The following is an 11,727-nucleotide window of genomic DNA, read 5'->3' on the forward strand; positions in this document are numbered from 1 at the left end:
CAACACGTTAACGATACACATGAGAATGTAGAAAAAAATCGTCAACTACTTGCCTCAGCCTTGACGCTGCCGGCTTCCCCGCTTTGGTTACAACAGACGCATAGTACTAAGGTCATCAACAGTCAGGACTGGTATGAAGGCATCGAAGCAGATGCCATCTACTGTAATCAAAACGATCACGTCTGCGCCATCATGACAGCGGATTGTTTGCCTCTATTAATCAGTAATCAGACTGGTACTGAAATTGCCGCCATTCATGCTGGCTGGCGTGGTTTAGCGGATGGCATCATAGAAACGACTATAGAACGTTTTCAAGACTCAACAGATAAACTCCATGTTTGGCTGGCGCCCGCAATTGGTCCCGAAAAATTTGAAGTCGGTCAAGATGTGTTTGAGGCATTTATCAATCACTCAGATACCGCACAAGTCGCCTTTCAGCAAACGGATAATAGCCACTATTTGGCTGATATCTACCAACTTGCCCGTTTGAGATTAAGGCAGCTAGGCATCACACAAATGTCTGGAGGCGATGCCTGTACGGTGACCGAGACCTCACGCTTTTTTTCATACCGGCGCGATGGCGAGACCGGTCGCATCGTTTCGCTTATCTGGATCGGCAATAAATAAGGTATCATTACCGGCTTAATTCAGCCTTGTTGGATCATTATGGAATTACTCATCTGGATCATCGTTTTTAGTCTGGTAGGCGGACTTTTAAGCGTCGTTGTCGCTTCATCCTTTTTATTACTGCCCGAAAAACACCGTAGTTTGACGGTGCCACATTTGGTCAGCTTTGCGATTGGTGCCATGTTAGGCGCGTCATTTCTTGGCTTAATCCCTCACGCCATCGAACATGAATACGCCATTGATGCACATGCTATCGGCTTTACCTTACTGCTTGGTCTACTCAGTTTCTTCGCGCTGGAAAAAATGGTGTTATGGCGACATTGTCATAGCCATCATGGTCACGAACATATCCCTGAACTCGACAGACCCGATCACCACGGTGGTCACCATCACGATCACAAACATAAGTCTGCAGGCCCGCTAATTCTCATTGGCGATACAATTCATAACTTTGTCGACGGCATTTTAATTGCTGCCGCATTTTTAACAGACGTGCATTTGGGTATTGTGACGGCATTAGCTATTGCCGCCCATGAAATTCCACAAGAGTTAGGTGATTTTGTCATTTTGCTGCACAGCGGCTTTAGCCGCAAAAAAGCGCTTTATTACAATATTCTCTCGAGTTTAGGCACGTTGGCTGGTGCTTTACTGGGTTATTTTGCCCTTTCTGATATGCAACAAATTCTGCCTTATGTTCTGCTTGTTGCGGCATCCAGCTTTATTTACGTGGCTGTAGCAGATTTAATTCCTGGCTTACACGACAAGATCAAGCCATCAGAGTCTTTGCAACAAATCAGCTTGATCGCCTTGGGCGTTATCTTCATCTATATCGCGCACAGCACGCTTCATTAAATATGACGGGAAGGAACCCTGATAAAAAGATTTTGATAGTCGGTCCATCATGGGTTGGCGATATGGTGATGGCACAATCGCTATTTATAGCGTTGAAAAAGAACAATCCAGACGTCACCATCGATGTGCTCGCTATGGACTGGACTCGACCGCTGCTTCAACGTATGCCAGAGGTCAATGAGGCCATCAGTATGCCCATATCGCATGGTATTTTTGGCTGGAATATGCGTAAAAAACTCGGTCAGTCATTACGAGAGAAACGCTACGACCAAGCTATTGTGCTGCCTAATTCCTGGAAGTCAGCATTAATTCCTTGGTTTGCAAAAATACCGCTAAGAACGGGATGGCTTGGAGAATATCGTTACGGCTTACTAAATGATGCCCGAAAACTCGATAAGCAGGCTTTGCCGATGATGGTCGAGCGTTTTGTCGCTCTGGCGCATCCAGCGTCATTATCACGAACTCCGCCCGCTTATGAAGCACCATTGATGCTTGCCGAGCCAGCTAATGAAGCGATTAATCCCAAACGAAAGTCGGACGGTCAAAAAAGACTTATTCTCTGTCCGGGCGCAGAATTTGGCCCAGCCAAACAATGGCCAACCTCTCATTACGCCGCTTTAGCTGATTTTTTTCTTACATCCGGCTGGCAAGTGTTGATACTCGGTTCCAAAGCCGATGTCTGCACCGCTGAGGAAATCATCCATCTTTCCAGTCAGCAATCAAACAACCTTATCAGCCTGGCTGGTCAGACAAAGTTAGAAGAAGCCATCGACCTGTTAGGAACAGCTGATCAGGTAGTTTCTAATGATTCAGGGTTAATGCACATCGCCGCTGCCTTACAAGTGCCATTAGTGGTTGTATATGGTCCGACCTCTCCGGCATTCACTCCACCTTTGGCCAGCAACGCGCACATCACACAGATAGATATCGAATGTAGCCCATGCTTTAAGCGTACTTGCCCATTAGGCCACCATAACTGTATGAAACAACTGTCTGTTGACAGTGTAATTAAACTAATAAAACCAACATTATGAAACCGTTAAACTCGCTTTTTTCAGACTTATCCCTTCACAATATTCGTCTATTTACGGCCTTTTTTAGCCTGCTATTTTCCGTCTTGGCATTTTCCACCGACCAGCTCATTAATAGTGATGGTGTTTTATACCTGAACATGGCGAGAGCTTATATAGAAGGTGGGTTAGCTGCAACAGCATCCATGTACAATTGGCCATTTTTCTCCATCTTAATTGCCGTTATTCATCAATTTACAGGTCTCCAACTAGAATTGAGTGGGCAGATCATCAATAGCCTGCTTTTTGTGGTTTTTACTGATGCGCTAGTACTGATTGCTAATAAATTATTATCTAACCTAAGATACGTCTTTATTGCTTCCTTACTCATTCTCTGTTTTTCTACACTTAATGACTACCGTAGTTATATTATTAGAGATATTGGCTACTGGGCTTTTATCTCGATATCGATCTATCGAATCATTATTTTTTTAGAAAAACCGACTTGGCAAAATGGTATCTATTGGCAATTAAGCATTTTATTTGCGCTTTTATTCCGTATCGAAGCTGTTGCCATTATGATGGCAACGCCCTTTTTCATATTGTTCCAGTTCGGAATCAAAGAGGGCATCAAACCTGCTCTAAGACTTTGCTCATTGTTTCTTTTTGGTGGAGCAATGGCAGCCTCGATATTTACTCAGCAACAAGGCATGATAAACGCATTCGGTAAACTACTTAGCGTGACGCAATTTCTAGATTACTCACGTATTGCTGATGAATTTCATAGTAAAACGACCATTATCGGTAATGAACTATTAAATGAATATTCTGAGCGATACAGCGGAATGATTTTGGCTTCAGGCCTAGTTTATATGTTATTAACAAAAATCATTACTGGCTTATCGCCCCTTAATCTTATTTTATTTACATTTGCTAAATTCCAGCATAAGAAAGGATCATCTAACGATAATACTCGTCGTTTCCTGATTTTCTTCATTGGCATCAACCTCATTATTCTGCTTGCATTCCTATTTAAACATTACTTCATCAGCACTCGCTATGCTGTCATGTTAATTACGGCACTGATGATACTCATGTTACCCGCAATGTGTCGCTTGATAGATGATTACTGGCAAGCTAAAAATAAATCTGCCCTTATACTTATCCCCTTCTTACTTCTTGCGAGTCTCATTGATACCTTCACTACAAGTGTAACCAAAGGCTATATAAAAGAAACGGCGATCTGGGCGAGCCAAAATTTGCCGGAAAACAGCCGGGTTCTTACCAATGATATTTTTATTGATTTTTATTTCCATGAAAATGAGCCTAAGGCGCGGTTAAAACTCGATAGAACGCTTCAAACTAATAAGCAGTTTGATTATTTTATTGTCATCGAGAAGCGCTCTCATACAGAGACAAAGAAGCAATATGCAAACTGGGATTTGATACCAATTCATTACAGCGAGAACGCTCGAGGTGATAAGGCCGTCATCTATAAGGCGCTAAATATTGACAACTAGACCACGTCACGTTCTGCAGTTATGCCATAGCTACGATCCGCCTTTTGATGATTGCGCGCGACAATATGCATCATTATTTAAAGGCACTAATTTCCGTGTTACTACGGTCTTCCTAACGGGAGCCCCCAGAGCTGACTTGTTAGAAAATACACTGTCTGACGAGGTCATTTTTCTTGAAAGCCCAAAGCATAAACTCAAAGGACTTAAGTTATCACTACTGAAACGAGTGAAGAGAATATCTCAACAAAAACACTACGAACTTTGTATTGCACATAGGACAAAACCAACATATTTAGCCCTCATTGCCACACAACTTCCTGTAATGAGTATTCATCACGCTTTTGGTGACTTTGACCGTTTAGGAAGAAGGCTTTTTACAGAATTCTTCTCATCTCGCTTATTACTCATAGGGGTATCCAAGGCTGTATCAGCCGATATAAAACAGCACTTACCCCGTTTTCCCGTAGATGGGATCAAAACTTTATATAACAGAGTGGATATAGAACACTCAAAAAATGAGCTCTTGAGTAAAGCTAAAGCCAGAGAAATGCTAGATATTCCTGATGAATCTTATGTTATCGGTAATGTAGGCAGATTACATCCTGATAAAGACCAAGAGACACTGATTCGGGCATTTGCCAAAGCAAAGCATGCGCTCCCTGAGAATACTTTGTTAATTATTATTGGCAAGGGCAAACTTCAACAAAAACTTCATGATCTTGCTCAGTCACTGAATGTAGAAGACAACATCAAATTTATTGGCTACATCAAAGATGCGAAGCGTTACTTTACAGCCTTCGATATTTTTGTCTTGACCTCTGATAGTGAGCCTTTTGGTATGGTCGTATTGGAAGCTATGATTGCGAACCTGCCTATTATTTGTAGTGATTGTGGAGGAGCAAAGGAAATTGTAGAAAACACAGGGCTATTATTTCCTTTTGCATCTTCTGAAAAGTTAGCAGAGTTACTGGTTCACTCAGCCAACAACAGAGAGTCAGCATATAGTCATGATGCTTCGCTTATGAAACTACATACTTACTTTTCTGATGAAGCTGGGAGGAGAGCATTTTGGAAATTAGAGCAAATAAAGAAAATTCTCTCACCTTAACTGATCTGTTTTTGCCAATTAATCAGTATTTAAGAATAATGCATTACTTTACATAGCAAATATATTCAATAATCAGGTCGTATAAAAATGGCAGACATAAAACACAAAAACAAATATGACTTTGACACGATATGGCAACTGGATACAGATTGGTTCGAGCCCCCAAACCACAGACGCGGTGGCTGGAGTGGTGTGGTTAAATATGTACTTGAAACAACACATGGTGCTATTGATGTGTTTATCAAACGTCAGGAAAATCATCGCACAAAAACATGGTGTCATCCTTTAAAAGGCATTCATACCTTTCAAAAAGAATATAACAATATTCTTAAACTTACGGCTAAGCATATTCCTACACTTGAACCTGTCTATTTTTCATGTGACCAGTCAAGGGCGATACTGGTTACAAAAGAGCTTCGAGATTATCAATCACTCGAAAACATTTCTCCCTCAACCTTATCAAATGTGTCACGTAAACAATTACTGAAAGCTGTAGCTCATGTATTGGTGAATATGCACCAAGCACATTTTCAACATAATTCACTTTATCCCAAACACATTTTTGCTAAGCCAGTATCTAACGGCTGGAAGATAAAAATCATCGATCTGGAGAAAATGAAACGTACATTGTTGGTCAGACAATCGATGCTGAGAGATCTGGGCACACTAGACCGTCATGCTAATGAAGATTGGTCAATGAAAGACCGCGTTTTCTTTTTACAACAGTATTTCAATGAACAACCATTGTCTAAAAAGACTAAACAACTTTTACATAAAATTGCTAAGCCCAAAAAAGCAAAACGTCATTAGTCGTGTTGACCGACTGCATGCGATATACTTACGCACTGTTTAACTCAAAGACATATATCACATCATGATCGTTTTAGGTTTGTCTGGCGCGGTAAATCACGACGCCTCTGCTGCTTTATATATTGATGGAAAGCTTGTAGCTGCTGCTGAAGAGGAGCGTTTTCTGCGTGACAAGCACGCCAAAGGGAAAATGCCTTATGAGGCCACTAAATTCTGTTTAGAACAGGCTGGTATTCGTCCCGATCAGATTGATATTGTGGCTTTCCCTTACGCTGAGATTGGCCTGAAATCACCCGCACGCTGGCACTATGCAAAGCGCCATTGGTATGCCCCTGACCGCGCACTTACCGCTTTATTCAGCGGTAACCGTCGATATTGGCGGAATCACCGAAATGTAATGAAGTTATTAGATGATCTAGGTATCGGAGCGAAACGCGTTAAATTTGTCCCAGTTGAACATCATCTAGCGCATGCCAGTAGTGCCTTCCATTTGAGTGGTTTTAAAGAAAAAACAGCCATTATCGGTATTGATGGTAAAGGCGAATATGCCACTACTTTTTTTGGTTATGGCGAAAATGGCAAGATTCATAAGATCAAAGAATTCTATGATCCGGATTCACTTGGTGGTGTCTATGGTGCATTAACAGAATATCTTGGCTTTGAAATGCTGGATGGCGAATTCAAAGTAATGGGTATGGCCCCTTATGGTGATCCGAAGCGTTTCGACTTCTCACGTTTAATTGACTACAAAAACGGTGACTTCAAGGTCAATACCAAACTGGTCAATGTCGTAGGCACTCGCCGTTACAAGAAGAATGGCAAAGGCTACTTTTTCAGTCCTGAGTTAATCGAATGGCTCGGCCCTATGCGAGAAGGCGATGAAAAAGATGAGCCTTACATCGATTACGCCGCAAGCATCCAAGACCTGTTAGAGAAAACAGCTTTAAAACTGATTGATTTTTATCTGGGTGACATTATTAAAGACACTGGCAAAATCGCTTATGCTGGTGGTGTGGCTCTCAATGTGAAACTCAACCAGCGTATTATTGCCATGTCCGGTGTCAAAGAACTGTTTGTACAACCAGCGGCAAGCGATGCGGGTACTGCCATTGGTGCGGCCAGTTATGCTTCACAATTATCCGGTGTACCCGTAGAAAAAATGGAGCATGTCTACTTAGGCCCAGCCTATACCACTGAACAATGTATTGAGGCCTGTGAGCAATACGAACAGCCAGTTAAATGGGAGCGAATGAACAATGTCACCGCCGAAACAGCTAAAATTCTAGCTGATGGTAATCCAGTTTCCTGGTTCCAGGGGCATATGGAGTTTGGACCTCGCGCTTTAGGTAATCGAAGTATTCTGGGTTCACCGAGTCATTCAGGCGTAGCTGACAGAATTAATGCCCAGATTAAATATCGTGAACGTTGGCGCCCCTTCTGTCCTAGTATGCTGGATACAGTTGCACCAGAAATATTACAGACAGATCATCCTAGCCCGTATATGACATTTACATTTGATGTGGCTGAAAGTTGGAAGTCGCGTATTCCTGAAGTCGTGCATGAAGATGGTACGGCTCGGGCTCAAATTGTCACTCAAGCAACCAATCCTCGTTACTACTCACTGCTGCAGGAAATGGAGAAACTCACGGGCAATGGTGTGGTTTTAAATACCTCGCTGAATCGCCGCGGAGAGCCAATGGTATGTAGCCCAACTGATGCATTAAATATGTTTTTCGGTTCTGATCTACAGTATTTAGTGATGGAAGATATACTCATCACAAAGTAGATTGATTTAATCCATATAGCTCAGCATATACTCAACACGTTTTTTCCAGGTGTAGTGTTGGCTTATTTTCTGCTGTCCCCGTTTAGCTATAGCTAAACGGGCATCATCATTACTCAAATAATAAAGCACTTTTTCTACCAGCTCTTTTGAGCCCTTAAACGTCTCAATTTCCAAACCAATCTCGAATAAATCTGCCACTTCATCACAATAATCTGTTAAGACAAAACACCCTGCCGCCATTGCCTCAAAGATTCTTAAATTAACACCAGTTTCAGCTGCATAGAATGGCCCTCGAGTGATATTCAATACAATCTTAGAACTGACAAGATGCTGATAAAGTTCTTGTCCCCATAACGGTTTGTCATCAACTTTCTGTTGTAAAGCAGGTGACATTATTGATTGATTTCTTTTCCATCGATTTCCCTTGATAGAAACATAATCAGCAATATGTTCCAGCATAAAACAACGTCTCAGATCAGCGCTACCTACAAATAAAACGTCATGCTGATACTTAGCTGGCTCAGCTTCAACCAGATTAGCCCCAAAAGGTGAAAATATCGTATTAATATTTTTTCGATTGAAAAACTCTGTCACTACTTTTGAAAATGAAAATACGCGATCATAAACACGGACTTCATTCTCAATAAAATAGATAAACTCTCTACGCTTTGAATATAGATTGCAACTATCAGTATCGTATAAATAGAGTTTTATACCTTTAGTTTTAGCTAAATCTGCGAGGTGGTTGGGTTTAATAAAGCGATATAAAAAACCTATAACAAAAATACTGTCAGGTTTAATTTCCTCAATTAATGATAACAACGACTCAAAACGTTTCTTGGGTAAGTAATAAAAACTATTTTTCTCAGATAGTTTTCGTTGTACTTTTGTGAAAGCTGAGCGAGGCTTATATAAGCTGATATTCTCCAACTTAGCTAAATCATAATATTCTGAGTTGTCTATACAAGCATGAATATCTCGACCGAGAGTGGCACCACCAATTCCATCCAGAATTAAAATTTTCTTGTCCGTCACCAACCAATGTCCTTATATTGCTTTTATAATTTTCTGTATGCTGGGTTGGTTAATAAATTGCTTTGATAACAGGCGTTGAAACTTTTCCCATTTCCGTTCAATCTTTCTTTTGCCGAAAAACCGAACATAACTGCTAATCGGAATGATATCGGAGTTGCCGATATTATCGATAATCAAACATCTCATGCCATCATTTCGCTGCTGCAAAACCATATTCTTCGGTTTGAGTGTCATGGTAATAATGTTCTGTTCTAACAAATCCTGTTTCAATCTGCTCAGAGCCTGACTGATGGGTTCGACTAATGCAGAAGTCGATGCCAGATTATCCAGATAAAACTCTAATGTTTTTGAAACCTGACCATCCTCGTCACGAATCAAATCAAACACCGCACCAGATCCCATATTGGTGTCTTCATTACCATAGAACTTTGGCAAACTTAGCCAGTCGATATTTCGCTGTTGTAAAAATCGATAATAGGCCTGTTCACGACGTGTTTCTTTCTCACCACGTAAAACGACCACTTTGACGCATTTTGATGAATCATCAGGATGCACATGTACTTCTCTGTGCAAGCCTTTACCGACTAGAGTCGTGTTGGATAACTCAAGCATTACCATACCCGTTAGGATTTTGACTCTGCCAACGCCACGCATCGGTGACCATATCTTCAAGTGATTTCTCAGCAGTCCAGCCAAGTAATGATTTTGCTAACGCAGGATCAGCATAATTGATGGCCACATCACCCGCTCGGCGTTCAACAATTTGATATTTCACCTCTTTATTGGAGGCTTGCTCAAAAGCGGCGATGACTTCAAGTACGCTGTAACCTTGTCCTGTGCCAAGATTGACGGCTTTACAACATGGCGCGGTTGCTTCTGATTCCAGCCAGTTAAGTGCTTCAAGATGTCCTCTAGCTAAATCCATCACATGAATGTAATCACGCACCCCTGTACCATCTACTGTGTCATAGTCACCGCCAAACACAGACAGACACTCTCGTTTACCAATGGCTGTTTGCGTGACATAAGGCATCAAATTATTCGGTATAGCGCTAGGATCTTCACCAATAAGACCAGACTCGTGTGCACCAGCCGGATTAAAGTAACGTAATAACACCGCACTAAGTTGATCTGGCGTCGCCTTGACCATATCCGCCAGAATTTCTTCTATCATCAGCTTGGTTCGCCCATAAGGATTGGTCGCTGATGTTGGAAATGTTTCATTAACAGGCATGGAAGCCGGGTCACCATACACAGTAGCTGATGAGCTGAATACAAAATTTTTAACAGAAAACTGCTGCATTACTTCAAGCAAGACGAAGGTAGCATCAAGATTATTCTGGTAATACATCAAAGGAAATGCGCATGACTCACCCACCGCTTTCAGGCCAGCCAAATGAATAACAGCGTCAATAGGATGCGTATTAAAAATACCTTGCAATGCAGTTTTATCTCGACAATCAGCTTTATAAAAGGCCAGTTTTTTACCGGTAATCTGACTGACACGATCTAGGGCAATGGCTGAACTATTACTGAGGTTATCCACCACCACGACCTCAAAACCGGCTTCTAATAACACCACACAAATATGTGAACCAATATACCCCGCGCCACCAGTAACCAATACCGTTTTCGTCATTATGTTTCCCTTTTTTGTTTTGCCAGTGATTTAATCACTGTGGCAGCCTGCTGCGGCATACTATACAAATCTTCTGTTGCAGCATAATGAAGCGCTTGCTTCGACCAATACTGTAACTCGTCTTTATCCAACATTTCCGCTAGATCTAAAGCCGTTTTTTCTGCATTCTCGGCATCGCTAATAACCCGTCCCGCATCTGCCTTAGTCACATGTTTGGTGTAACCACAGACATCAGATACCAAGCTTGGTAACCCTGCCACCATAGCTTCTAGAATCACCGTACCTGTATTTTCTTTTCTTGCTGGGTGAATTAACAGATCGGCCGCCAGCAAAAACCGGGGAATATCGGAACGTCCCCCAAGAAATGTCACTTGCTGAGCAATAGAGGCTTGCTGTGCTTGGCGTTGTAGATAACGGTTATCACCGTCACCTATCACCATTAACTTCGTTTTATCTTTGAGCTGTTTGGGTAATCTGGCTAATGCAGCAATGGCGCGATCAACGCCTTTGGTTTTAAAGCCAGTCCCCACCATCAGTACTAACCATTCATCTTGGGCAATATTAAATTCAGCACGGACTTGCTGACGAATGTGTTCAGCATTGGCAGGACGCTGCCTGTCACGGTCAATACCTGGCGGTAAGCTGATTAAACGATTTTGAGGTGTCTGATAATGTTGTTCGAACAGGGCTTGCTGCACATCAGAAATCATCATCGACACAGTATTTGACTGCTTGCCAAAAACGGCTTCTTCACAAGCTTTATAAAATTTTACACGTCCGGAAAACTGTAAAAGCGCATACAGAGGATGTGACTGAATACGATCGATATAACAAGGGTCTGCCGCGTAATAAACATCCAGCCCCGGCATTTTATTAAAGCCAATGACCAGATCGTAATTCTGCTGATGTAATTGTGGCAAAAGCTGATCAATATAGGATTGTAACTTGGCGTGGTTGCTCCAGCCCTTGGTTTCAATAATGTGCACATTAAACTGCTCAGGGACGTCCCCTTGCCATTCCATCACATATACGTCGACCGTATCATCAGCTTGCAGGCAGCATTGCATGATATTCATAAAATCACGAGCAAGTCCGCCAAAAGGGAAAAACTTATATAAACAGACCGCGTATTTCATAAACGTGTATTTTGTCCCTGCAGCATGACTCTGAAAAAGGCCTCCAACTCAGGATTCTTCCAGTTTTTCAGAAAGCGTTTTTTATCTTGCAAGTGAGCCATGATCGCTTGTTTTTTATTGCCATATTCTCGCATAGCATCTAAATCAATAAGCCTGATTTTACCTTGCTTATCTAATAACAAGTTCTGCGCTTTCATATCACCA

General features: G+C 41.8%; 12 protein-coding genes. 7 read left to right on the forward strand and 5 right to left on the reverse strand.

The genetic code is table 11. The features are described from left to right. From pgeF to B4K20_RS16365, 7 genes are all read left to right on the forward strand, one after another. Positions 1 to 627, forward strand: a 627-nt coding sequence (gene pgeF / locus B4K20_RS16335; protein ID WP_289283729.1) for a peptidoglycan editing factor PgeF, incomplete at its 5' end; no start/stop codon positions are given. A gap of 39 nt (positions 628 to 666) precedes the next feature. Further along, positions 667 to 1,479 carry a ZIP family metal transporter gene (locus B4K20_RS16340; RefSeq protein WP_289283730.1) on the forward strand — a complete coding sequence of 271 codons (813 nt, stop codon included), beginning with the start codon at positions 667 to 669 and terminating at the stop codon, positions 1,477 to 1,479. Positions 1,480 to 1,481: 2 nt separating this feature from the next. After that, entirely contained in the window at positions 1,482 to 2,513 is a 1,032-nt protein-coding gene (waaF, locus tag B4K20_RS16345; protein ID WP_289283731.1) for a lipopolysaccharide heptosyltransferase II, read from the forward strand. Next, entirely contained in the window at positions 2,510 to 4,009 is a 1,500-nt protein-coding gene (locus B4K20_RS16350) for a hypothetical protein (protein ID WP_289283732.1), read from the forward strand. The genes waaF and B4K20_RS16350 overlap by 4 nt, the downstream gene beginning before the upstream one ends. Positions 4,010 to 4,145: 136 nt before the next feature. Then, positions 4,146 to 5,117, forward strand: a complete 972-nt coding sequence (locus B4K20_RS16355) for a glycosyltransferase (protein WP_289283733.1) — start codon at positions 4,146 to 4,148, stop codon at positions 5,115 to 5,117. 87 nt (positions 5,118 to 5,204) lie between these two features. After that, the gene (locus tag B4K20_RS16360) at positions 5,205 to 5,927 is read left to right on the forward strand and encodes a lipopolysaccharide kinase InaA family protein (RefSeq protein WP_289283734.1); all 723 of its coding nucleotides are present in this window, start codon (positions 5,205 to 5,207) and stop codon (positions 5,925 to 5,927) included. 64 nt (positions 5,928 to 5,991) lie between these two features. Next, positions 5,992 to 7,713 carry a carbamoyltransferase family protein gene (locus B4K20_RS16365; protein ID WP_289283735.1) on the forward strand — a complete coding sequence of 574 codons (1,722 nt, stop codon included), beginning with the start codon at positions 5,992 to 5,994 and terminating at the stop codon, positions 7,711 to 7,713. 6 nt (positions 7,714 to 7,719) lie between these two features. Here B4K20_RS16365 and B4K20_RS16370 read toward each other — a convergent pair whose 3' ends face one another. The 5 genes from B4K20_RS16370 to B4K20_RS16390 all read right to left on the reverse strand — a co-directional run. Next, a complete protein-coding gene (locus B4K20_RS16370; protein ID WP_289244569.1) occupies positions 7,720 to 8,748 on the reverse strand; it encodes a CgeB family protein in 1,029 nt (342 codons plus the stop codon). Positions 8,749 to 8,760: 12 nt separating this feature from the next. Further along, positions 8,761 to 9,360: a YrbL family protein gene (locus tag B4K20_RS16375; RefSeq protein ID WP_289283736.1), complete on the reverse strand. Its 600-nt coding sequence runs from the start codon at positions 9,358 to 9,360 to the stop codon at positions 8,761 to 8,763. Next, on the reverse strand, positions 9,353 to 10,387 hold the full coding sequence (gene galE / locus B4K20_RS16380; RefSeq protein ID WP_289283737.1) for a UDP-glucose 4-epimerase GalE: 1,035 nt from the start codon (positions 10,385 to 10,387) through the stop codon (positions 9,353 to 9,355). The genes B4K20_RS16375 and galE overlap by 8 nt, the downstream gene beginning before the upstream one ends. Beyond that, a complete protein-coding gene (locus tag B4K20_RS16385) occupies positions 10,387 to 11,523 on the reverse strand; it encodes a glycosyltransferase family 4 protein (protein ID WP_289283738.1) in 1,137 nt (378 codons plus the stop codon). Before B4K20_RS16385 ends, galE begins: the two co-directional genes overlap by 1 nt. After that, positions 11,520 to 11,727: hypothetical protein (locus B4K20_RS16390; protein ID WP_289283739.1), on the reverse strand; the 208-nt coding region annotated here is incomplete at its 5' end. The genes B4K20_RS16385 and B4K20_RS16390, both read right to left, overlap by 4 nt.

Origin of the sequence: Methylophaga sp. UBA5088, from assembly GCF_002414625.1 — a bacterium.
Taxonomy (GTDB): domain Bacteria; phylum Pseudomonadota; class Gammaproteobacteria; order Nitrosococcales; family Methylophagaceae; genus Methylophaga; species Methylophaga marina.